22 protein-coding genes are annotated in these 23,261 nt (G+C 45.6%); 16 read left to right on the top strand and 6 right to left on the bottom strand.

Translation table 11 applies throughout. The features are described from left to right. Positions 1-24: 24 nt before the first annotated feature. Positions 25-1,059, bottom strand: a complete 1,035-nt coding sequence (thiL, locus tag JO154_RS17550; RefSeq protein WP_291947893.1) for a thiamine-phosphate kinase — start codon at positions 1,057-1,059, stop codon at positions 25-27. Positions 1,060-1,061: 2 nt separating this feature from the next. Next, positions 1,062-1,832, bottom strand: coding sequence for an inositol monophosphatase family protein (locus tag JO154_RS17545; protein ID WP_291947891.1), 771 nt, complete (start codon positions 1,830-1,832; stop codon positions 1,062-1,064). 121 nt (positions 1,833-1,953) lie between these two features. On the opposite strand from JO154_RS17545, the gene JO154_RS17540 reads away from it, so the two are divergent. Then, on the top strand, positions 1,954-3,492 hold the full coding sequence (locus JO154_RS17540; RefSeq protein ID WP_291947889.1) for a GH3 auxin-responsive promoter family protein: 1,539 nt from the start codon (positions 1,954-1,956) through the stop codon (positions 3,490-3,492). 28 nt (positions 3,493-3,520) lie between these two features. After that, positions 3,521-4,159, top strand: a complete 639-nt coding sequence (locus tag JO154_RS17535) for a LysE family transporter (protein ID WP_291947887.1) — start codon at positions 3,521-3,523, stop codon at positions 4,157-4,159. A 175-nt stretch (positions 4,160-4,334) separates the two neighbouring features. On the opposite strand, the gene JO154_RS17530 is transcribed toward JO154_RS17535, so the two are convergent. Together JO154_RS17530 and JO154_RS17525 are read right to left on the bottom strand one after the other, a co-directional pair. Then, the gene (locus JO154_RS17530) at positions 4,335-5,369 is read right to left on the bottom strand and encodes a 2-oxoacid:ferredoxin oxidoreductase subunit beta (RefSeq protein WP_291947885.1); all 1,035 of its coding nucleotides are present in this window, start codon (positions 5,367-5,369) and stop codon (positions 4,335-4,337) included. A 65-nt stretch (positions 5,370-5,434) separates the two neighbouring features. Next, positions 5,435-5,779 (bottom strand): carboxymuconolactone decarboxylase family protein, encoded by a 345-nt coding sequence (locus JO154_RS17525; protein WP_291947882.1) that lies wholly within the window; start codon positions 5,777-5,779, stop codon positions 5,435-5,437. 232 nt (positions 5,780-6,011) lie between these two features. Between JO154_RS17525 and JO154_RS17520 the strand changes: the two genes are divergently transcribed. Further along, positions 6,012-8,225, top strand: a complete 2,214-nt coding sequence (locus tag JO154_RS17520; protein ID WP_291947880.1) for a transferrin receptor-like dimerization domain-containing protein — start codon at positions 6,012-6,014, stop codon at positions 8,223-8,225. A 90-nt stretch (positions 8,226-8,315) separates the two neighbouring features. Here JO154_RS17520 and JO154_RS17515 read toward each other — a convergent pair whose 3' ends face one another. Both JO154_RS17515 and JO154_RS17510 read right to left on the bottom strand, forming a co-directional pair. Beyond that, the gene (locus tag JO154_RS17515) at positions 8,316-10,055 is read right to left on the bottom strand and encodes an N-acetylmuramoyl-L-alanine amidase (RefSeq protein ID WP_291947878.1); all 1,740 of its coding nucleotides are present in this window, start codon (positions 10,053-10,055) and stop codon (positions 8,316-8,318) included. A gap of 99 nt (positions 10,056-10,154) precedes the next feature. Continuing rightward, a complete protein-coding gene (locus JO154_RS17510) occupies positions 10,155-11,948 on the bottom strand; it encodes an acyl-CoA dehydrogenase family protein (RefSeq protein WP_291947876.1) in 1,794 nt (597 codons plus the stop codon). 155 nt (positions 11,949-12,103) lie between these two features. Here JO154_RS17510 and JO154_RS17505 point away from each other — a divergent pair, with 155 nt between their 5' ends. From JO154_RS17505 to JO154_RS17445, 13 genes are all read left to right on the top strand, one after another. Further along, the gene (locus tag JO154_RS17505; RefSeq protein ID WP_291947874.1) at positions 12,104-12,904 is read left to right on the top strand and encodes an alpha/beta hydrolase; all 801 of its coding nucleotides are present in this window, start codon (positions 12,104-12,106) and stop codon (positions 12,902-12,904) included. Positions 12,905-12,910: 6 nt separating this feature from the next. After that, entirely contained in the window at positions 12,911-14,053 is a 1,143-nt protein-coding gene (locus tag JO154_RS17500) for a glycosyltransferase (protein WP_291947872.1), read from the top strand. A 13-nt stretch (positions 14,054-14,066) separates the two neighbouring features. Then, positions 14,067-15,197, top strand: coding sequence for an ABC transporter permease (locus JO154_RS17495; RefSeq protein ID WP_291947870.1), 1,131 nt, complete (start codon positions 14,067-14,069; stop codon positions 15,195-15,197). Between the two features lie 44 nt (positions 15,198-15,241). Next, positions 15,242-15,676, top strand: coding sequence for a hypothetical protein (locus JO154_RS17490; RefSeq protein WP_291947868.1), 435 nt, complete (start codon positions 15,242-15,244; stop codon positions 15,674-15,676). Between the two features lie 64 nt (positions 15,677-15,740). Further along, entirely contained in the window at positions 15,741-16,874 is a 1,134-nt protein-coding gene (locus JO154_RS17485) for a glycosyltransferase (RefSeq protein ID WP_291947866.1), read from the top strand. A gap of 35 nt (positions 16,875-16,909) precedes the next feature. After that, a complete protein-coding gene (gene gldC, locus JO154_RS17480; RefSeq protein WP_291947864.1) occupies positions 16,910-17,257 on the top strand; it encodes a gliding motility protein GldC in 348 nt (115 codons plus the stop codon). 18 nt (positions 17,258-17,275) lie between these two features. Beyond that, positions 17,276-17,725 carry a GatB/YqeY domain-containing protein gene (locus tag JO154_RS17475; protein WP_291947863.1) on the top strand — a complete coding sequence of 150 codons (450 nt, stop codon included), beginning with the start codon at positions 17,276-17,278 and terminating at the stop codon, positions 17,723-17,725. Between the two features lie 43 nt (positions 17,726-17,768). Continuing rightward, positions 17,769-18,311 carry a CvpA family protein gene (locus tag JO154_RS17470; protein ID WP_291947861.1) on the top strand — a complete coding sequence of 181 codons (543 nt, stop codon included), beginning with the start codon at positions 17,769-17,771 and terminating at the stop codon, positions 18,309-18,311. A 71-nt stretch (positions 18,312-18,382) separates the two neighbouring features. After that, positions 18,383-19,159, top strand: coding sequence for an alpha/beta hydrolase (locus tag JO154_RS17465; protein ID WP_291947858.1), 777 nt, complete (start codon positions 18,383-18,385; stop codon positions 19,157-19,159). Positions 19,160-19,278: 119 nt separating this feature from the next. Next, positions 19,279-19,941, top strand: coding sequence for a CBS domain-containing protein (locus JO154_RS17460; protein ID WP_291947856.1), 663 nt, complete (start codon positions 19,279-19,281; stop codon positions 19,939-19,941). Between the two features lie 54 nt (positions 19,942-19,995). Further along, positions 19,996-21,411, top strand: coding sequence for a POTRA domain-containing protein (locus JO154_RS17455; RefSeq protein ID WP_291947854.1), 1,416 nt, complete (start codon positions 19,996-19,998; stop codon positions 21,409-21,411). Positions 21,412-21,422: 11 nt separating this feature from the next. Continuing rightward, positions 21,423-22,313, top strand: coding sequence for an NAD kinase (locus JO154_RS17450; RefSeq protein ID WP_291947852.1), 891 nt, complete (start codon positions 21,423-21,425; stop codon positions 22,311-22,313). Between the two features lie 72 nt (positions 22,314-22,385). Continuing rightward, positions 22,386-23,252 carry a DUF6089 family protein gene (locus tag JO154_RS17445; protein WP_291947850.1) on the top strand — a complete coding sequence of 289 codons (867 nt, stop codon included), beginning with the start codon at positions 22,386-22,388 and terminating at the stop codon, positions 23,250-23,252. The last annotated feature ends 9 nt before the right edge of the window (positions 23,253-23,261 follow it).

Genomic DNA, 23,261 nt, shown 5'->3' with positions numbered 1-23,261 from the left:
TGTGCAAATATTTTCGCCGCAGGATTATTGCTGGAAGGCGTTCCAGCCCTGGGAAACGAGTTTGAATTTGTTACCACCTTTGGTGATGATATGCGCACCTTCGCTGATATCCGCCATGTAGCCGATTACGCTAATCTGTTCATTCAGGACGATTTTATCATAATCTTCCTGTTTCATGGTGAACAGCAGCTCATAATCCTCACCACCACTCAATGCAGCAGCAGTAGGGTCTAAGCCAAATTTCAGGGCAATTTCCTTGCTTTCCTGGGCAATCGGGATTTTTTCCTCATAGAGTACTACCCCTAGGTTGCTTTGTTTGGCAATATGCAGGATTTCAGAGCTGAGGCCATCGCTTACATCCATCATGGCAGTGGGTTTAATATCGCTTTCCTGGAGGAATTCGATGATATCCTTTCTGGCTTCCGGTTTCAGTTGGCGGCCAATGATATAGGTCTGGTTTTCCAGATCAGGATTTACGGTTGGGCTGTCTAGGTAGATGCGTTTCTCTCTTTCCAGTAGGGTCAAACCCAGATAGGCAGCGCCGAGGTCGCCACTCACGCAGAGGAGGTCTCCTTTTTGAGCGGTGGAGCGTTTGATAAACTGATCAGGGGCTACCTCACCGATAGCTGTAACGCTGATAATCAAACCTTTCTGAGAGTTACTGGTGTCGCCACCCACTAAATCCACTCCATATTTTTCACAAGCAGCATATACGCCCTCGTAGAACTCATTCAGTGCTTCCACTGAAAAGCGGTTGGAGAAAGCGATGCTCATGGTGATTTGGGTAGGAGTAGCGCCCATAGCGTAGATATCCGAGATATTTACTACCACAGATTTATAGCCCAGGTGTTTGAGGGGCACGTACATGAGATCGAAGTGGATACCTTCCACCAGCATATCCGTACTGATAACGGTTTGTTTGCCGAAGTGGTCAATAACAGCCGCATCATCGCCTACACCCAATACTGTGCTGGCATTTTGTATTTCAATATTCCGGGTAAGGAAGTCTATCAGACCAAACTCACCGAGGTCATTAATTTCTGTTCTTTCCTGTTCCATAGCTATTTTCCGTTTACGAGGTCCTGAAGGGCCTGGTGAATATGGCCGTTAGTGGCCAATATAGTTTTTTGATAAGGGGAGTATCTGCCACCGCTGAAATCGGTCACTTTACCGCCGGCCTCTTCCACGATGAGGAAGCCTGCAGCGGAGTCCCAGGCCTGGAGATGGTGTTCATAGAACCCATCAAAGCGGCCGCAGGCAACCCAGCAAAGGTCTATGGCAGCAGAGCCGAGGCGGCGTACTGGCAGTCCCTGTTTTATAATACGTTCGAAGATGACGAGGGGATTGTTGGCGGATTCTTCCCATTTATAAGGGAAACCTGTCACCAGCAGGCATTGCGCGAAGTTGCCGTTGCCGGAAACGTGGATTGGTTTATCGTTCAGGGTAGCGCCTTTGCCTTTTTCTGCCACGAAAAGTTCGTTCATGAAAGGATTATAGACTGCGCCGAGAATCATTTCACCATCTTTTTCCACGCCAATAGAGACGCAGCAGAGGGGTACTCCGTTAGCGAAATTCACGGTACCATCGATAGGGTCGATGATCCATTTAATATTGGAGCTGGAAGGGATGGCACCCGCTTCCTCACTGAGGATGAAGTGGTCTGGGAAGGCGTTGTGAATCACTTCAATAATCGCTTGTTCCGACTTTTTATCTGCCTCTGTAACGAGGTCGTTCAGGGAGCTTTTGGAGCTCACCTCAAAAGGGCCGTTAAAATATTGTTGCAGTATTTTTCCCCCGGCTTCAGTAGCTTTGAGCAATGTTGCTTTTAACATGCGGCAAAGGTAAATATGAATTACGAAATTGTAGCAGATAATGTAGCTAGTCCGTCCCACGAAGCGGTTATTCGCAAATCGTAATAATATTCGATATTTTTGCAGTTTAATAGAGAAATTAATGGCCATTATAGGAAATCTTATTTCCAGGTCGCTGAGGATCAGGAAAAAGTTCACATTTAAATTAGGCACACCGAGGCAGTACCAACTGCAGGTGTTGCATCGGTTGTTGGAGAAGGCCAAAGACACTGAATTCGGACGCCACTATCAGTTCCAGGACATCCTGGACAACCCTAACTTCATAGGGCTGTATAAGGACAAAATACCTGTGCACAACTATACGAAGATGCATAAGGAATGGTGGTACAAATGCCTGGAGGGCGAAGAGAATGTCAGCTGGCCTGAGAAAATCAAATATTTTGCACTGAGCTCAGGAACTTCAGAGTCAGCTAGTAAACATATACCTGTTACCCGTGATATGTTGAAAACCGTGAAGAAAGTGGGGGTGAAGCAGTTGTATTCCATGGCTAACTTTAATATTCCGCCTAGATCTTACGAAAAAGGAATATTGATGTTGGGGGGAACTACTTCCCTGTATGAGAAAGGTGATTATTACGAGGGAGATATGAGTGGCATTCAGGCCAAGAATATCCCCCGTTGGTTTCGTCGTTTCTATAAGCCAGGAGGCAAAATTTCCCGCAAACCTAATTGGGAACAGCGTATTAAGCTGATTGTGCGTAAGGCTCCTCAATGGGATGTGGGCACCGTTTGTGGTGTACCGGCCTGGGTACAGATTGTGCTGGAAGAAATCATTAAATACCATGGCGTCAAGCACATCCATGAAATCTGGCCAAATTTGGCGATTTATATTCATGGTGGGGTATCCTTTGAACCATACCGAGAAAGCTTCCAGAAGCTGCTCGGAAAGCCGATTACCTTCATTGAAACCTATATGGCTTCCGAGGGTTCTTTTGGCTTCCAGGCTCGTCCGGGAACAAAAGGTATCAAACTGGTACTGAACGCAGGTATTTTCTTTGAATTTATACCTTTTAATGAGGAGAACTTCGATGCAGAAGGAGAAGTGAAGCCTAATCCTAAATCTTACATGATCAACGAGGTGGTGGAAGATGTGGAATATGCCGTAATGCTTTCCACTTGTGCAGGCGCATGGCGTTACCTCATCGGGGATGTAGTGAAGTTTACTTCTGTGAAGGAGCACGAGATCGTGATTGTGGGTCGTACTAAGCAATTCCTCTCTCTTTGTGGGGAACATATGAGTATCGACAACATGAACAAGGCGATCGATAATGTGCAGAAGAAAATGGGTATTACCATCAGAGAGTTTACGGTGGCGGGATTCCCTTATGAGAATCTGTTTGCTCACCGCTGGTATATCGGAACAGATAATGGGAATGTAGATGCAGAAAAGGTAAGGGAGATCATTGATCAGACCCTCGCCGAAGTGAATGACGACTATGCTGTGGAGAGAACCTCCGCCCTGAAAGATGTGTTTGTAGAAGTAATGCCGAACGATGTGTTCATCGACTACCTCCGTTGCAAAGGCAAGGAAGGGGCTATGAACAAATTCCCCCGCGTCATGAAAGGCGAAAAGCTGAAAGACTGGGAGAAATTCCTTGTAGGAAAAACCGTTAAGCAGTAAATACAAACAGGACCAGGAATTTTAAAGCATGATAGCAGCAATTGTAGCCGGTCTGGGGCTAGGACTATTCCTATCGCTATCGGTAGGCCCCGTGATCTTCGCGATTATTAAATACAGCATTAATAACGGCTTTAAGGCAGGCATCAGCTTTGCGTTGGGGGTGTCTTTCAGCGATATTATGTATGTAACAGTGGGAAACCTTTCCACTTCATTTATATCCAGATTGGAAGGGCATAACCGTGTCATTGGGATCTGCGGCGGTATACTGCTGATTTGCATGGGATTATACGGTTTGTTGTTCAAGAAGGTGAAAATCAGTACTGGAGAGGAAAAGCCGGAAATGTTCCGGACCCATGATTACCTTAAGATCTGGTTGGCGGGCTTTCTGATGAATACCTTGAATCCGGGCGTTATTATTTTCTGGCTGCCCGTATGTATAGCTTCAGCAGCAACGGCAGTATCTTACCGGATTGTAATGTATGGTACTTGTCTGATTTTGGTTTTATCGGCAGATATCATGAAAGTTTTTGTAGCAGATAAGATCAGGCATAAACTAACGCTGACCAACGTTAGCTGGCTAAACAAAATTGCTGGCGCCAGTATGATCGTTTTTGGGATGGTGTTGTTATACCAAGTGCTGTTCCATGTAGGACCATTAAGTCATTAAAAGAGACATATTTTATCAAAAAAAAGGGATTGACGTCTGCACGTCAATCCCTTTTTTAATTTTTTTCGTTGTCCCTGCTCACTGGCAGGGACACAGGCATTTATATGGGCAAGCGCCCTTAAAAAGGCCCTGTAACCGAAGTTACAGGACCTTGGGTATTATGAATAAAGCAGCATCATTTAATAGTCCAGGTTTCGTTCCCGGCGAAGAGTTTATCCAGGTTCCCAGGACCTTTTTTCTCCAGGATATCGGATAACTGGAAGGACATGATGTCTTCGTAAGTAGGACGATGTGCCTGATAGAACACACCGAAAGGACGAGGCAAATGTCCTTCAATACGAGGATCATCGAACATGCGTGTCAGCAGTTGTGCTTTGTAGAAATCGTTTTCATCGTGGATCCACAGATCGCTGGCGGAATATTCGTCTCCCAATTCTACTACCACTGGTTTTAAACCATCCAGGCGAACCCCTTTATTCTTCTGGGCGCCAAAGATGAGTGGCTGGCCCTGTTCAACGAAGATGGTTTCATCCTGTTTACTGGATTTTTCTGTGAATACTTCGAATGCACCATCGTTGAAGATGTTACAGTTTTGGTATATCTCCAGGAAAGACGCGCCTTTGTGGGCGTGGCTGCGTTTCAGCATTTCCTGCAGGTGTTTGGGATCACGGTCCATACTGCGGGCAATAAAGGTGGCATCCGCACCCAGGGCCAAGGCCATTGGGTTGAATGGATGGTCGATACTACCGAAAGGAGTGGATTTAGTGACTTTATTTTCTTCTGAAGTAGGTGAATATTGTCCTTTTGTCAAACCATAAATCTGGTTGTTAAAGAGCATTATATTCACATCGAAATTACGGCGAAGCAGGTGAATAGTGTGGTTACCACCGATAGACAATCCGTCTCCATCACCTGTTACAATCCATACGCTCAGCTCTGGACGGGCAGCTTTCAGCCCCGAAGCAATGGCAGTAGCACGACCATGGATCGAGTGCATGCCGTAAGTATTCATGTAGTATGGGAAACGGGAAGAACATCCAATGCCGGACACTATTACAATGTTTTCACGGGGTACTCCCAGTGAAGGCATGATGGTCTGCACCTGTTTTAATATAGAGTAGTCGCCGCATCCAGGGCACCAGCGTACTTCCTGGTCTGTCGCAAAGTCTTTTGCCGTTAAGGTCTGCGGAGCTATAGTTGCTGTTGACATTTGATCGAATTAAAGATATATTTATATAGATTGTAAAGTTACAACAGATCGCTGTAAATAAATTATCACTGCGCTATCAATTCTTCCCAATACTCTGCAGCCCTACGGGTATGCGGGATTACAATGGTACCTCCCACGATATTGGCTACAGCAAAGATTTCATACATTTCATCTGTTGTGATGCCTTGCTCATGGCATTTCCCCAGATGATATTTGATACAGTCATCACATCGAAGCACCATAGATGCCACCAGCCCGAGCATTTCCTTCGTCTTCGTGCTCAGTGCCCCTTCAGCATATGTGTTGGTATCCAGGTTGAACAGGCGGTTTATCACCTTGTTCTGCTTACCCAGTATCACTTCGTTCATCTTCGCTCGGTAATCATTAAACTCCTCTATTCCTTTTCCCATATAATATGCTGTTTTATAATGTGATAAATATTTATTCAGCTCTAAAGCTATGAAAGGATTTACAAATATAGACTAATCTACTGGGTAAGTAGACTATTTGCCCTATAACCTGTATTTATCCATCATAACAAAAAGTTATGCTGGTGATTTCGGCCTGAAAAAAGTCCATTGAAATGATAGACTATTTGTATCTTAATGAATAATCTCTTCAACCAACAGATCTGAATCTATTATGACCAATTCTCCCTTCAACCGCTTGCTGACAGTCTGCCTACTGATCAGCGGCCTAGCCAGCGCCCAGAGCAAAAAACTGTCGGGGTTCCCGGATAGTCTTGCTGCCAGCCAATTAAAACTGGAAGAACAGTTTGACAAGCATCTCAGCAGCGCCAATATTGGGGCTACCATAAAAGAATTATCTGCGTATCCGCATCATATCAGTTCCGCCAGGGGTAAGGCGGTGGCGGAAGAAATCCGTCGTAGGTTTATCAGCTATGGCTGGGACGCCTCCTTGGTGACCTACCAGGTATTATTCCCGATTCCCCAAGAACGTGTGCTAGAGCTGGGAGGCGCCAAGCCATATAAGGCCTTGTTGAAAGAACCGGCATTAAAGGAAGATGCGACCTCCGGCCAGGACGGGCAACTACCTACTTATAACTGCTGGAGTGCCGATGGGGATGTTCGCGGAGAGCTGGTATTTGTCAACTATGGCCTGCCGGAAGATTACGATTACCTGGATCGCCTGGGCATCAGCGTAAAAGGGAAAATAGTTATTGCGAAATATGGTCATTCCTGGAGGGGCACAAAGCCTAAAGTAGCCCAGGAGCATGGAGCTATCGGCTGTCTTATTTACTCAGATCCCAAGGATGACGGTTATTTCGCCGGTGATGTATATCCGAAGGGAGCATTTAAAAATGAATATGGCGTACAACGAGGATCGATCATGGATATGGTAATTTATCCGGGAGACCCGTTAACACCTAACGTCGGCGCTACCGCGGATGCCAAGCGTATCTCGCGCGAGGAGGCCACCAATTTGTTGAAGATACCGGTACTGCCCATCAGTTACCATGATGCGGCTCCATTGCTGCAATCCCTCCAAGGGCCTGTGGCTCCGGAAGAATGGAGAGGAGCCTTACCGTTTACTTATCATGTGGGCCCTGGTAATGCGCCGGTGCACCTGAAACTGAAATTCGACTGGCAGATACGCCCCTGCAACGATGTGGTAGCCACACTGAAAGGAAGCGAATTCCCTGACCAATGGATTGTTCGCGGTAATCACCACGATGCTTGGGTGAATGGCGCTGCTGATCCTATTAGTGGCATGGCTGCACTGCTGGAAGAAGCAAAAGCCATTGGGGAACTAGTAAAACAAGGTTACAAACCCCGGAGAACACTGGTATACTGCGCCTGGGATGGAGAAGAACCAGGCCTGATCGGCTCTACGGAATGGGTGGAAGACCATGCAAAAGAATTACAAGAGAAAGCCGTGGTGTATATCAACTCAGATAACAATGGCCGTGGTTTCATGAATGCCAGCGGCTCTCATGCCTTGGAAACCCTTGTAAATGAAGTAGGCCGCGATATCACTGATCCACAGACTAAAGTCAGCATCCTGGATAGGCGACTGGCAGTAGATGCTATGCGGGCAGCTACTCCTAAATTGAAAAAAGAAAAACTGGCTCGCCAGACGCTTAATATCAGCGCTATGGGCTCCGGTTCCGACTACTCCTCTTTCTTACAACACCTCGGTGTACCATCTCTGGACTATGGCTTTGGTGGTGAGGATGCAGGTGGGGAATACCACTCCATTTATGACTCTTTTGATGATTACCGGAGATTCAAAGACCCTACTTTCGACTATGGGGTAGCCTTGTCAAAAACGGCTGGTCATACGGTACTACGTATAGCCAATGCCGTTAACCTGCCTTTTGATTTCCGTAAACTGTATGAAACGGTGAATACATATGCTACGGAATTGCAAGAGATGACAAATAACCTGAGAGAAAGCACTGCAGTGGAAAATCAAATGATTACTGGCCGTAAATATGAGCTGTCAACAGATACTGCCAAGCACCTGACGGCGCCACCAGTGAAAGCAGTAGTTCCTTATATCGATTTCTCTCCACTACAGAATGCCCTTGCAGGTCTGGATACCATCACACAGCAGTTGGCTGCTAAAAAACAAGTTACCAATACTGCTGCTGTGAATAAACTGATCTATCAGGCAGAGCAACAGTTATTGTCTGATCAGGGATTGCCTAATCGCGCTTGGTATAAGCACACACTGTATGCGCCTGGATTCTATACTGGATATGGTGTAAAAACAATTCCTGGTGTGAGAGAAGCTATCGAACAACGACGTTGGAAGGAAGCGGATGAACAGATTAAAATTGTGGCGGCAGCTATTGAACGACTGAGTAAATATTTACAATCAAATTTGATGTAATATAATTCTGTAGCCTGTCGCCCCTGCCCAACGGGCAGGGGCGACGAAGAAATAAAACGAGGAAGTCCGCCAGCGGCGGACTTCCTCGTTTTATTTCTTCGCTTGTATGATATAGTCTTTTAGACCTTGAATGATTTTTTGCACCAGTTCTTCCTGGAATGCAGTATCCAGGATGGCGGCTTCATCACCGGGATTACTGATGAATAAAGTTTCTATCAGTGCATCCGGGAACTCCGTTGGATTGTTGAGGATGAAGTTGAAACCTCCATTGTTGCCGAAATCGGAGAGGCCTGTTTGCAATAAACGTTTGTGGATAGCGGCGCTGAGTGGTTCACAGAAAGGCCAGCGATAATAGGTGGCTGTACCAAAAACATCTACCGGATTTACCGAAGAGTTCATGTGAATACTGAGCAGGATATCTGGGTCGGCCTGGCGATAGTATGCCAGTCGATCTTCATTATTTACAAACTGGTCGCTGGTGCGGGTGATCAGTACTTTAACGCCTTCTTTCTCTAATGCATTTTTCAGCAGCAGGGCCATTCCTAGGGTTAGGTTTTTTTCCACTGCCCCTGTGAGCCCGCTGGCGCCTACATTACTGCCACCATGTCCAGGATCCACGCCGATGGTCATATTGTTCAGTGCGAGGTTGGCTGGAACACGTTTCACTCTTACTACCAGCTTATTTCCTTCGTAATAAATTTTATAGCCCCATACGTTATGCTTCAAGGAGAGGACCATTCGGAACACATCGTGTGTAGGTTGCCCCCAGGCGGCTTGTGTGATCTCTGTTGTATTGCGTAACTGGTTGCTGATACGTTGTTCTGAGTAAGCGCCGTGGATATCTATGATGATTTTTCCCGGATCATTGAGCTGTGTAGAGATGTACGGCAACTTATCGGAGAGAGCCACTGTCACGTAATCGTACTTATCGTCTCCATAAACCTGCACATCCGATACAATACTTACAGGAGCGCTTTCCTGTGGGATTTCTGTATCCAGGTAGGCTGCTGGGATATATGCATTTTTCTTTGAAGAGAGTTTCACTTTGTAATACTCACCTTGCTTGCCTACAATCTGTAACAGTACGCCTTTATCGAGGTATCCTAGTTTTTCTGGACCGAGCCTATCGCCCTCTGTGGCGCTGGTGAGATAGGTCATATTATCGATGGTACGGCCTATGCGAGCGGATTCCATGCGCATAAAGCGGTACTTGTTAGGGCTGGTAAGGTAGGCGGTTTGTCCATTCTTGCCTTTCAGCGAGACGGTTAATTTCCCATTCAGCAAGGAATCATCTGGCGTAATGACATAGCTGCCAACATAATATCCAGGTACGCCGCTGGATTGAGCAGCGGGCAATTCCGAGAGCGGTGTGTTATCAAACCAGTATGCTTTTGCACCTGGGTAAGCTTTTACTTTCACTCTTAGTGTATCCCCTTCCGTTAGTTCCAGGTTGCCTTTTGGAGAGACTTCAATAAAATCAATCTTGAAAGTCTCCGTAGGTTTAGGAGCGGGAGCAGGGCTATAATAGTAGGTGATTGTTCTCGTATATGCTTCACCGGTAGAGTCGCGCACGGTGAGTACAAAAGCTGTTTTCCCTTGTGGGAGGTCTTTTTTTACCGCGAAGGTCCCTGTTGGGTAAACATAAACACTGTCGTTATTGATCGTGAGTTTACAGCCTATACAAGTACGTCCGGCGATGTATTGCCTGCTGGTGTTAACGTTGTTCTGATCCTTGGAAGGCTGGCTAAGTCTAATGGAGACTTGGCTGTGGGCCAATAATGGAAAGCATAGAACCGTTAGAATAGTAATAATTTTTGTTGCTTGCTTCATGCACCTTTCTGTATATCAGTTGTAAAGATAACAAGGTGGGGCAAATAGGGGAAGATTAAAATAAGCCCCGCAGGACGCGGGGCTTACACGAAGGGTATATTACCAAATGTATTTGTTTTCGGCGATCAGTTTATCAGCGATGCGTCTGCGAGCATCTTTGCTATTGAACGGTTCCGCTTTGGTGAAGCGTTTGAGGCCCAACAGCATCATGCGTTGTTCATCGCCTTCAGCGAATGCGTTGATCGCGTCTTTACCGGATTTGTTGATACGGTCTGCAGCATCGTAGATATAGGTTTGTACCATATCTCTTGGGAGTGCGGCAGCTTCTTCGCCTTTAGACTGACTGATTTTGATCAGGCGTAGGAGCGCGCTTTCGGCAACGAATGTTTCGATGGCCATATCAGCGATATCCATGAGTACTTCCTGTTCATTTTCCAGTTTGACCATGAGTTTCTGAGCGGCAGCGCCAGCGGTCATCAGGATGGCTTTCTTGAAATTGGTAATCATTTTCTTTTCCTTGCTGAAAGGAGTTTCGTCATCATTACCAAAGTCAGGAATGCTCATCAGTTCCTTCATCACATTCATGGCGGGTGTCATGAGGTCTAACTTTCCTTTCATGGCGCGTTTCAGCGTCATATCGAGGGTGAGGAGCCTGTTGATTTCATTGGTTCCTTCGAAGATGCGATTGATACGGGAGTCGCGGTATGCTTTAGAGATGATATATTCATCACTGAAACCGTTACCACCGTGGATTTGCACCCCTTCATCCACCACGAAGTCCAGTACTTCGGAGCCGTTTACTTTCAGAATAGCACATTCTACTGCATATTCTTCGGCTGCGCCGAGGAGGGCTTCATTGAATGGTTTGCCGGCTGTGAGCAATTCTTTTTCTTTATCATCTATCAGTTGGGCTGTACGATACAGTGATGCTTCGCAGGCCCAAGTGCGGATCACCATTTCCGCCAGTTTGTGCTTAATAGCGCCAAAATTGGAAATGGGTTGTTTGAATTGTTCGCGGGTAACGGCGTATTGAACGGAGGTATTAATACATTTCTTAGCGGCGCCCATTGCGGCAGCGCAGAGTTTAAGACGGCCGATATTCAGGATATTGAAGGCAATGAGGTGTCCTTTACCGATAACGCCCAGTACATTTTCTACAGGAACTTTAGCATCCTGGAAGTAGATCTGGCGGGTAGAGGACCCTTTGATACCCATTTTATGTTCTTCAGGGCCGAGGGTGAAACCGGGAGTGCCTTTCTCCACAATGAAAGCGGTGAATTTATCGCCATCAATTTTGGCAAACACCGTGAATACATCCGCAAATCCTGAGTTGGTGATCCAGATTTTTTGGCCGTTGAGGAGATAATATTTTCCGTCATCGGATAATTTGGCGGTTGTTTTAGCGCCCAAAGCATCAGACCCGGAACCTGGTTCCGTGAGTGCGTATGCACCTTTCATTTCACCGGACGCCAGTTTGGGAATATATTTTTGTTTTTGTTCTTCTGTTCCGAAATAAAGGATTGGCAGGGAGCCAATACCAGTATGAGCAGCCATGGCTACGGAGAAAGAGTGACCGGCACCCAGTCCTTCGTTGATGATGGTTGCAGTAACGAAATCTTTACCTAATCCACCCAGTTCTTCGGGAAACGCGGCACCCAGTAAACCCTGTTCACCTGCTTTTTCCAGCAATGATTGCATCAGACCTTCTTCCTGTTTATCAAGTCTTTCCACTATCGGCGTGACCTCCTTCGCGATAAACTGATCGGCCATGTCTTTGATCATCAACTGTTCTTCAGAAAAATCTTCCGGAGTAAATACATCTTCAGGAGCACTCTCCTTTACAAGGAATTCCGCGCCTTTCAGCGCCTGCTTATTTTCAACTGTTGCGTCCATGATATCTGATTTTTGGTAGTTCTGTAATTTAACTAAAAAGTTGCGAATTATAAATGGCATTTCACGACCCATTTTTCATTTTTGAAGTAATCTTAGCTCGACCTTAACATTCGGAAGTCGCTGTAAATTTGCTTATCATTGCTCCCTCTTAGATTATGTCTGAACTTTATCTGCCATATAAGAATAGCCGTTTTCATTACACGCTCGAGGGCAATGGAAATCAGTTGCTTGTATGTCTTCATGGATTTGGTGAGTCGGCTATGCATTTCAAACCTTTGGTGCATGAACTGGGGCCGCAGTTTACCATTATAGCGATTGATATGCCGTTACATGGCAAAACGGAATGGCAGGAAAAAAGAGGTTTTGAAAAAAGGGACCTTGCTGCTATTTTGCAGGAACTACTGACACAGTACGGGTTTAACCGGTTTTCACTGCTGGGTTATAGCATGGGCGGACGATTAGCGCTATGTGCAGTAGAAAAAATGGCGGATAAGCTAGATAATCTGGTAATGGTGGCGGGGGATGGTCTACGAAATAATCCGTGGCATCTATTTGTTACACAAACTTACATTGGCAATAGGATTTTTAAATACAACACCTATCATCCACAGTTTTTCTTTTCTTTGATTAAGATTTGGCGCAAACTGGGATTGCTGAATGAAAGTGTTTACAAATTTGTACTGCATCGGATGGACCAACCGGAAAAACGGCGCCAGGTGTATGAGGTATGGACGATTCTTCGTCATATGATGCCGAACAAAAAGCTTTGCAAACAATTATTATCCCGATATAACGTTAATACCCTCCTGATATTCGGGAAGTATGACCGTGTGATTCCCCCGGAACTGGGAAAACGCTTTGTGGATGGTTCATTTCCCTGTAAAACAGTGATCCTTGAAAAAGGGCATCAACTGATTTCAACACAATTGGGGCTAGTTATTAAATCAAATTTATAAACCCGGATGCATTTTTTCTTATTCATTATGGTGGGGCTGGCCCTGGGCTATGGCGTACTGATGTTGTGGTACAGTCTTGGCTGGAAGCGACTGAAAAGCTTCACTGTTCCTGTCCCGCATACACTATCAACCCCTGTAACAGTTATTATTCCTGCCCGTGATGAGGAAGATAACCTGCCGGCATTGCTGGAAGCATTGAAACACCAAACTTATCCTGCTCATTTGCTGGAAGTTATTGTTATTGATGACTTTTCAACAGATAAAACGCCGGATATTGTCCGTAACTGCGGTGCTGCAAATATTCATCTCCTCCAGATGAGCCAGCATCTCGATAAACAACAACGACTAAACTCTTATAAAAAGAAAGCTATTGAAATCGCGGTAGGCCAGGCTTCCGGTTCGCTGATTGTTACCACAGATGCGGATTGCGTAATGGGACCGAAATGGATTGAAACGATTGTACAGTTTTATGAAGACAGACGTCCTAAATTCATTGCTGCTCCTGTAAGTTTTTATAAAGAGACAAACTTCTTCAAGAAGTTACAGTCGCTCGACTTCATGACCATGCAAGGCATTACTGGCGCCGCTGCCCAGTTGCAGGCCGGTACCATGTGTAATGGCGCCAACTTGGCTTATGAGAAAGATGCTTTCTATGATGTAGGTGGTTTTGCAGGTATTGATAATATTGCTTCGGGAGATGACATGCTCTTGATGTACAAGATCTTCAATGCTTATCCGGATGGTGTGATGTACCTGAAAAGTGACGATGTAATCGTACGTACGTTACCGGTAGATACCCTAAAAGGCTTTATGAACCAGCGTATTCGTTGGTCCTCTAAGGCAGATAAATATGAAGACAAGCGCATTACCTACGTATTGATGTTGGTATATTTCTTTAACATAGGCCTATTGGGAATGGGAATTGCCGCGCTATTCATGCCGGCGCTTTGGCCATGGCTCCTGATTTTGTTGCTGTTTAAAATTACTATGGAATTGTATTTCCTGTTGCCAGTGGCCAGTTTCTTCAATAAAAGCGGGCTCCTGGTTTGGTTTATACCCGGACAGATATTTCATATTCCTTATATTGTAATCGCTGGATGGCTGGGGAAGTTTGGCACGTATCAATGGAAGGGCCGCCAGGTCAGTTAAAAAATAATCTGCATTGTCTGCTTCGCAATCTTCATTTCATCGGCTGATGCGCAATAAAGGCGCGGTGGCTGGTCTTGTAATCGTAATTCTTTCCGTGCTTATCAGTATCGGTGCCTATTTCATAGCGCCGGATGATACACCCGATGCCAATCGTATGGTATTGGAAGTAGAAGGACAACATCCGGGATTCCGTATAAACATGTTGGCTATACGAAAAGATCAGGCGATTCCTGAAACAGGCTTCTTCCAGCGACTCACTTCTGGCAGGCCTTCGCCTTACACCTGGATTCCCGTTCGTTCTTGGGAGTTCAAAGATTCTGTTTTGTTAGTGCAGCATTATGTAGACGAGGCTACGTCGGTATCGGAACGTTATCCATTGGATGTGATCGTGTATGGGGGTAATCGCCCGGATCATGCCCCCTGGAGCGAATTGGCGCAAGCAATTAAGGATAAACAATTATTCCAACATACCTATTGGCTGGGAACGGACAAATTTGGCCGGGATATTCTCAGCCGGTTATTGATAGGTACCCGGGTGAGTTTGGGCGTAGGTATTATTGCCGTTATTATTTCGTTAACTATAGGCGTTTTCCTGGGAGCGGTAGCTGGCTATTTCGGTGGTCGTACGGACGATTTAGTAATGTGGTTGGTGAATGTGGTATGGTCGATGCCCACTTTACTGGTTGTTTTTGCCCTGACATTGGCTTTGGGCAAGGGTTTCTGGCAGGTATTCATTGCTGTCGGGCTGACGATGTGGGTTGGCGTGGCCCGAATTATCAGAGGGCAGATATTTTCCCTGAAACAGTTGGAATTCGTAGAAGCAGCGAGGGCGTTGGGTTATAGCCATGCACGCATCATCGTCAGACATATTCTCCCTAATATCCTGGGGCCAGTGATGGTAGTGGCTGCCGGCAATTTCGCGACCGCCATCGTAGTAGAGGCGGGGCTTAGTTTTCTGGGTGTGGGGGTACAACCACCGCAGCCATCCTGGGGCTTGATGATCAAAGAAAACTACAATTTTATCATCACCCATAATCCGGCCCTGGCACTCGCGCCGGGAGTTGCTATTATGTTGCTGGTATTGGCTTTCAATCTGTTAGGAAATGGTCTTCGGGATGCGCTGGATGTGAGAAGTAAAATTTGATTTACATGTGTAAAAAATTTAATTTTACTCATATTGCTAATGTTATGTTATTGAAAACCTACATCCCCGCTTTTTTACTACTTACAGTAGTGGTATTTGCATCCTGCAAGAAAAAGAACAATGGTTCAGATGCCCCGCCTTCCACACAGGAAGAAGCGTTGGTATATAGTTTCCAGGGAGTGGAAGAAGGCGCCTATAACCAGGCATTGGACAGCACTTTTACCTTTCAGATCAAGGTAACCTCCAAGTTGCCGCAAGGGGGAGTGGGTACCAAGCTGAATGTAGTGTCTGATCCGGCTGGAGTGGGCTTAGATCAATCAGCAGTTCCAGACAGTAAAACAGCGCTGTATAGTGTAACATTAAGTCATTTGAAGGAGCTTAAAACCTACAAGGTAACAGTGAACGTATCCTCCTTGAGTAATTCATCCAATACAGCCAGTCCAAAAATTTTCTACATTACAAACAAGAAGCCGCTGTAAGCCATTCGTATCAAAACGGAAAAATGAGTTAGGTTTGCAGGCTGGCAGACCAAGATATCCTTTTATGCAAATTGCTGTTAACGCTGCTTGCCTGCGCAGGGATCTTCCTGCAGATACAGGTGCAGTAGCTACTCAAATAATATTTACCCTTTGCCGGCAGCAGCCGGACCACCAGTTTACCTTCTTCTTTGATGGGGATATTCCCGCTGGAATGGAGTTTCCACCGAATGTCACCCCGGTAGTATTGCCGTTGCGTGGCAATAAGGCCTGGCATCTATACTGGTGGCTGGAATGGCAGTTACCTAGGGCCATGAAGGCTTTTAAGCCGGATTTATACCTGGGATTAGATGGCACACTGCCGTTGCGCAGCAAAATTCCGGCGACCCTCCTGATAAGGGACCTTTCTTTCCTGCTAGATGCCGGATTGCAATCCCCTAATCAGCAGAAGCGGTTGAAGAAAAATATGATGGATTACCTGTGGAGAGCCCGCAGCATCGCGATTTTATCTGAAACCACCCGGGAAGAGCTGTTGGATTATGCACCCTCCATCAAGAAAAAATTATGTCAGTTGGATATTGGTCTCAGCGACCTATATAAACCACTGGAATGGGATGATAGGGAAGCTGTAAAACGAGAATTTGCCAATGGAGCAGAGTATTTCCTCGTAACTGCGAGTATCCATCCCCGTAATAATATTATGCCGGTATTCAAGGCGTTTTCTGCCTTGAAGCGCAGACAGTTGTCCAGTATCAAACTGTTGCTGGCCGGATCCGCTACCGCAGCAGGACAGGATATTGTGGATGCCATGCCTTCCTATAAATTCCGGAATGATGTGATGTGGGTACCGGATGCCGATATGGAGACACTGGCTCGGTTGACGGGAGGGGCTTACGCCATGATTTATCCTAGTCGCCTAGATGGATTGGCACTTCCGGTTTATGCGGCCCAGCAGTGCCAGGTACCAGTGATCGCCATCGATGGGAAGGCCGCCAGGGAAGCCGGCGCCGACTCAGCGCTGTACTCTGATCCTGCCAACCTAGATGATCTGACCGAGAAAATGAGTCGTATCTACAAAGATGAACAGCTCCGATCCCTGTTATTATCTAAGATACCGCCGAGTAAGGCATTCAACAGTTGGGAGCGGGCAGCAGAGGAGCTCTGGCAGGCGATGACAGGCCGAATGCCGCAAAATCCCTAAATGATGCCTATTTTTGTGACCTTAATTTAAGAATCATGAGTACAACATCTACCATACAGATCCAGGTAGGCCTGGACGAAAATAAGATCCCGGAGTCCATTTTATGGAGTGCAACCGACAACAAAGAAGAGGTCATGGTGAAAGCCAAAGCCATGATGGTATCCTTTTGGGATCCAGCAGAAAGAGCAGCCCTGCGTATTGATCTGTGGACAAAAGATATGATGGTAGACGAAATGGCCGACTTCTTTTTCCAAACCATGATGACCATGGCAGATACTTATGTGAGAGCCACTCAATACAAAGACCAGGGAGAAGAACTGAGAACATTTGCACGCGAATTCTTCAAAAAATTCCAGGAGAAGCAAGCAGCAGAAACTAAATAATCCATTAAACTTAACCATATGTCATTAGAATTAAACATCAACGCAGAGATCAAAACTGCGATGCTGGGTAAGAAAGAAGCAGACCTCCGTGCACTGCGCGCTATCAAAGCGGCCATCCTGCTGGCCAAAACAGCAGAAGGTGGTTCCGGAGAATTGACAGAAGCAGATGAAACCAAACTGCTGCAAAAATTGGCCAAACAACGCCGCGATTCCCTGGAAATCTTCCAGCAGCAGAACCGTCAGGACCTCGCTGTAAAAGAAGAAGAGGAACTGGTGGTGATCGAGCGCTTCCTGCCTAAACAAATGGATGAAGCAGAACTGCGTGCAGCACTGACTGAAATCATCGCTAGCGTAGGCGCATCTTCTCCTGCTGATATGGGCAAGGTGATGGGTGCTGCTACCAAGCAACTGGCAGGTAAGGCGGATGGAAAAGCTATTTCCGCCATGGTAAAGGAATTACTGAAATAATATATCTGGCAGGTTTTACCGCCTGCCAGCTCCTGTTTTACGCATGCCTATAGATGTAGTTTTTGCTGCCCTCATGGTTTTTGCGGTCTATAAAGGATATACGCGGGGACTTATTGTAGCCGTGTTTTCCGTAGTAGGCCTGGTTTTAGGGATGGCAGCAGCCCTTAAACTCAGTTCAGCAACAGCATTGTACGTGCAGCGCCACTGGAATGTGCATTTTATCTGGCTGCCTGTACTTTGTTATATTTGCCTCTTTACCGTGGTGGCATTGCTGGTAAGGCTGGGAGCCACCGCTCTGCAGAGAGTGGTAGAAGCGGTTTTATTGGGTTGGCTGAATAAATTAGGAGGTATTTTATTGTACAGCCTGGTTTTTATCATAATTTACAGCGTCTTGTTGTGGATTGCCAACCAATTATACTGGCTGAGTCCCGAAACCAAGTTGCAGTCTGTAGTATATCCCTATATTGAAAAAGTAGGTCCGTGGGTATTGAATAATACCGGAAAGGTGATACCTGTTTTCAAAGATATATTTACCCAGTTGCAAACTTTCTTCGATGGAGCAGCCCGTCATATACCGTCTAGTTGACTCTCTGCAAAGATTATTTAGATTAATAAAAAGATTTATTTTAGCGTAAAATTGACTTTCAAGATTTGGCAATGGATTACGAAATCAAAACACAGGGTAAATTTAGTTTTATAGAAGAAGGTGAGGGAGAACCGTTGTTACTATTGCATGGCTTATTTGGTGCGTTGAGTAACTTCTCGCACATGATTGAGTATTTCAAGCAATATAATAAGGTGGTCATCCCTATGCTGCCCCTGTATGATTTAAATATCCTGGAAACATCCGTTGGCGGCCTGGCTAAATTCGTACATAAGTTTGTCGAAGCTAGAGGATATACCAACATTAACCTGCTGGGGAACTCCCTCGGAGGCCATGTGGCACTTGTATATCTGCTGAAGCATCCAGAAGCACCAGTAAAATCACTGATTCTTACCGGTAGCTCAGGCCTGTTCGAAAACGGTATGGGAGAAACCTATCCTAAACGCGGCGACTACGAATATATCCGCAAGAAAGCAGAACTGACCTTCTACGATCCAGCGGTGGCTACCAAAGAACTGGTAGATGAAATGTTCGAGATCGTGAATAACCGCCTTAAAGTGATTAAAATCATTACCCTGGCTAAATCGGCTATCCGCCATAACCTGGGTGAAGAGCTGGCAGAGATTAAGCAACCAACTATGCTGATCTGGGGTAAAAACGATACCATCACTCCACCAATGGTAGCCGAAGAGTTCCAAAAACTCATCCCTAACTCCCAACTCGAGTTTATCGATAAGTGTGGGCATGCTCCTATGATGGAAGTTCCTGGTGAATTCAATGAAATCCTTCGCAAGTTTTTGATGAGCCTCCAGAACACATCTACCAACTAATTGGTATTGAATAGTGTAACAATGTTAGCATAATGCAGTAAGGCATTCACAGCCTGTTCATGGAATTTCTTTTTCTGTTGGGATTTTCTTTGTTATTATTGTAGTAAGAATACACGACGATGATTGCCAAAGAACTCATATCCACCACCATACCCGTCCTGCATCAAACAGATTCAGGATCTGAGGCGTTGCGGTTGATGAACGAGTTTCATCTTACGCAACTCCCGCTGGTTGTGGATGGAAAGTATGTGGCGCTCTTGGAAGAAGATAACGTCCTGGATTGGGACGATCCAGAAATCCTCCTGGAGTCAGCCGCTATCAATGGCGTCAAACCAGCAATTCCTGAACAGGCTCACCATCTGGAAGCACTCAAACTGTTTTACGAATACAAATTATCTGTCCTGCCAGTTGTTAATAAAGAAAACGACTATCTGGGACTGATTACGAAAGATACGCTGATAGCTGCTCTTGCGCAGTTCAATGCCGTGAAAGATCCTGGAGGTCTTATCGCATTGGAAATGGACGCTCGAGATTATAGTCTCAGTGAAATTGCTCGCATCGCTGAATCCAATGATGTGAGCATCCTCAGTGTACAAACGCTTACCGATCCCCAAACCGGCCGCTTAGAAGTGCTGCTCAAAACCAATCGCCTCGATCTACAGGGGCTGATAGCCACTTTCGAACGCTTTAGCTACACCATCAAATACCTCTTTTCCGAAGTACAGGAAGAAGATCTCGTTAAAAAGAATTATGATTTGCTGATGAATTATATCAGCATGTAATTTCCATCGCCAAATTGTTATATTTGGTTTTCTTCATCAACGCTTGATGCCTACATGCTGAGACACTGCTGTTTACTGCTGGTCATATTGTGCCTGCTCGGAGATCTGTTGCCAGTGGCAGCCCAGGATACTACGGCTACTACTGCCAACAAAGGCGGCTACCTGATCGTACGCCATATCAATGTGACGGGAAATAAGAAAACACGTACCTCCATCATCCTTAGAGAGCTGAATGTGGTTCCCGGAGATACCATCTACCTAAATAATCTGGCAGAAACGCTGGAAGAAAATAGAAAGCAACTCCTCAATACCTCCCTCTTTCTCAATGTTACCGCCAATGTTGTCAACTGGGAAGGCGAAGAAGCAGACATCACTTTTGATGTTTGGGAGAGATGGTATACCATCGCTGTGCCGGTGCTTAAACTGGCAGACCGTAACTTCAATCAGTGGTGGGTGGAAAAAAAGCATAGCCTGAGCCGCGTCAATATTGGATTAAAAGGCACGCAGGGAAATCTCACCGGCCGTAACGACGCCCTTTATGCCGCCATCCAATTTGGCTATACGCAGCGTATCGTCTTTCAATACAGCGTACCTTATATCGATAAAAAATATCAACATGGACTGGGCATCCTGTTTTCGTATAGTCGAAACAGGGAGGTGAACGATAGTACTTCCTTCAATAAACAACTATTTTTCCGCCAGGATGATTTTGTAAGACAGGTTTATAATATAGGGCTGACTTATAGTTATCGGCCGGGAATTAATACACGGCATCAGGCAACTTTGACCTATAATTATGAAGAAGTTGCTGATTCTGTATTACTTATAAATCCAAATTACCTGGGAGACGGCCGTAAACGGGCCCAATTCCTGGACCTCGTTTATCGGGTGACTTACACCCAAGCGGATAGTTGGCAGTATCCGCTCAGAGGGATTCACTTGTTGGGGGAGATTGGGAAGCGAGGCTTTGCAGGATTAAATGACGTCAATGATGTGCATATCCGCATCAATGCAGCTAAATACTGGCAGTTATATGCGAAAACCTACTTTGCACTTGGACTACGCAGTCAGGCTAAATTCGGGGCACAGCAGCCATATATAAACCGTCAGGCTTTGGGATATTCAGATGATTACCTGCGTGGGCTGGAGTATTATGTAATAGACGGTACCAGCTTCGCTATACTGAAGAGCACCTTGCGTCAGGAAGTGCTTTCCACCCGTTTCAGACTTCCGATTGTGCCTAAGAAATTCAGTGCAGTACCACTAAGAATATTTGTAAAGGCTTATGGAGACACGGGCTATAGTTATTCGAAGTTCCCTGGTAATGGTACGCTGAATAATCAGATGCTATATACCGGTGGAGTAGGGCTAGACATCGTTTCATTCTATGATACTTGTTTGCGTATAGAGTACAGTGTTAACCAGTTAGGTCAAAAAGGACTATTTTTACACACGAGTATAGATATGTAAAGTTAATAGGTATGCAGGTAGCACTTTATAGCCGTGGTTTTATTACTGAAGACATTTCAAACATCCGATTATTGCTGGATGAACTGAATCGCGCAGAGATTACGGCGATTATTTATGAACCATTCTACCGAACCCTACAACAACATATCCCTTTTGATACCGCTCCTGAAGTATTTTCCCGTGCAGAAGAGTTGCCTGGCCGTATAGAGTTCCTCATCAGTTTGGGAGGGGATGGTACCCTATTGGATACTGTTTGCTATGTCCGCGATACAAATATTCCTGTGATAGGAATCAACTTCGGGCGACTTGGATTCCTGGCCAGTATTGGTAAAGATGAGATTCATGCCTTGGTACAGGCGTTGTTACACCGTACTTATGTGGTAGATCAGCGTAGTTTATTGCACCTGGATGCAAACATCCCGTTATTCGGGGAGATTCCCTATGCATTGAATGAATTCACCATTCACAAGAAGGATACTTCTGCGATGGTGAAGATCCATACTTATCTCAACGGAGAGTTTCTGAACACCTATTGGGCGGATGGATTGATTGTGTCTACCCCAACTGGGTCTACGGGATATTCTTTGAGTTGTGGCGGTCCGATTGTGTTTCCAGATGCTGGCAACTTTGTGATTACCCCGGTGGCCCCTCATAATTTAAATGTAAGACCAATCATTGTCCCGGATAATAATGTGATTTCTTTTGAAGTAGAGGGCCGTAGTGATCAATTTCTCTGTACCCTTGATTCCAGGATGGAAACGATTGATAACCATGTCCAACTGGCTATACGAAAAGAGACCTTCAAATTGAGTCTGTTGCGTTTGGACGATAGTAATTTCCTGCATACCCTGCGTAATAAGCTGTTGTGGGGTATTGATGCCCGGAATATGATTAAGATATAATGGGCGCCCAAAAAATTCCTCTGTCACATATTAAATAAATCCCGCATTATAGCGTTTAAGTATAACTGATTTATGCTGAAAACATTTTTTTATCCTGGGAACTTCGTATTTGCGGTGCTGTTAGCGTCAGGATTATTGCTGGCCAACACTGTTAAAGCGCAAAATGAGCTGGAATATGTGGGGGAGTTGGGAGTATCAGTTGGCGCAGCACAGTATTTTGGCGATTTGAATACGAGATTTTCTTTGAAAACGCCCAAGCCGTCGGTGGGTATTTACTACCGGAAATACATGAACGATTATATTGGGGTGCGGGTGCATGGCCGGTTTATGCAACTGGGGTATTCTGATGCCTATAATAAAAATGAGTTTGAGCGCAGGCGTAACCTGAGTTTCAATACCAATTTATACGAACTGGCTTTACAGGGGGATTTCAACTTTTTTCGGTTTGAGCCAGGCTCACTAGATAAGCGTTTCTCTCCTTATTTCACGGGAGGGCTCTCTGGTTTTCATTTTAATCCATATGCCTACTTGGATGGGCAGAAATATTACCTGCAGCCGTTACATACGGAGGGACAGGGGAGTGCCTTGTACCCGGACCGCAAGCCATATAGTTTATTTTCTTATGCCTGGCTGATAGGCGGAGGGTTCAAGTATAATATATCAAAAAAAGTGAATGTGGCCTTAGAGGCCGTATACCGGTATACTGGTACGGATTATTTGGATGATGTAAGTACTACCTATGCTGGGCCGGGGGCGTTTCCTCCGTTGGCAAATGGGCAGCCAAGTGTGGCTTACCAGTTACAAGATAGGTCCGGGGCGACGGGTACGCCAATCGGTGTACAGGGCCGTCAGCGGGGGAATAGCCGCGATAAAGATCAATATCTCACCATTGAACTCTCGATAAGCATATTATTTACCTCCTACCACTGTAAATTTTAGATACCTTTG

This window comes from Chitinophaga sp. (assembly GCF_019236475.1).
Lineage (GTDB): Bacteria > Bacteroidota > Bacteroidia > Chitinophagales > Chitinophagaceae > Chitinophaga.
This window is presented reverse-complemented; position numbering and strand designations above follow the sequence as displayed.